This is a genomic window from Methylosinus sp. Sm6, from assembly GCF_019802345.1.
GTDB lineage: Bacteria > Pseudomonadota > Alphaproteobacteria > Rhizobiales > Beijerinckiaceae > Methylosinus.
Genome location: NZ_JAINDZ010000135.1, coordinates 1 through 630, shown reverse-complemented (window position 1 = coordinate 630; position 630 = coordinate 1). Strand labels below are relative to the sequence as shown.

The window sequence follows — 630 nt, the reverse complement described above, 5'->3', positions numbered from 1 at the left end:
GATCGTGTCCCAGAGCGTGGTGTAGCTGGATCGAGGCGGACACTGGGATTTCCGGCTTTGGCCGGCAGGATCAGGCGGTCACGGCGGACAGCCTGACGATGGGATCATCGCTCAAAGACGCGATGGTTTCCAGCGTCATATAGCGACCGCGCTGCACGGCCCATTCATCGTTTGTCTCGAGCAGGATCGCGCCGACGAGACGGGTGATGGCGTCCTCGTTGGGAAAGATGCCGACGACCTCGGTGCGGCGTTTGATCTCGCCATTCACCCGCTCGAGACCATTCGTCGAATAGATCTTCTGCCAGTGGTCCTTGGGAAAGGTCATGTAGGCGAGCACGTCCTGTTCCGCCTCGTCCATGAGAACGGCGAGCTTTGGCAAGTTGGGCCGGAGCTGATCGGCGACCTTGCGCCACTGCGCTTTGGCGGCGTCGGCGTCGTCCTGCGCGAAAGCCGTGGCGATGAAGGCGGAAACGACCCGGCGGCCGCTCTTGCCGGCATGGGCGAGCGCGTTGCGCATGAAGTGCACCCGGCAACGCTGCCAGCCGGCGTGCATCACCTTGGCGACAGCGGCTTTTATGCCCTCGTGGGCGTCGGAGACGACGAGCTTGACGCCGCGCAGGCCGCGCCGCC

General features: G+C 64.4%; 1 protein-coding gene. It reads right to left on the bottom strand.

The genetic code is table 11. From position 1 onward, the window contains the following. Positions 1-70 precede the first annotated feature (70 nt). The coding region (locus tag K3F48_RS23925; RefSeq protein ID WP_222577935.1) for a transposase at positions 71-630 on the bottom strand (560 nt) is incomplete at its 5' end.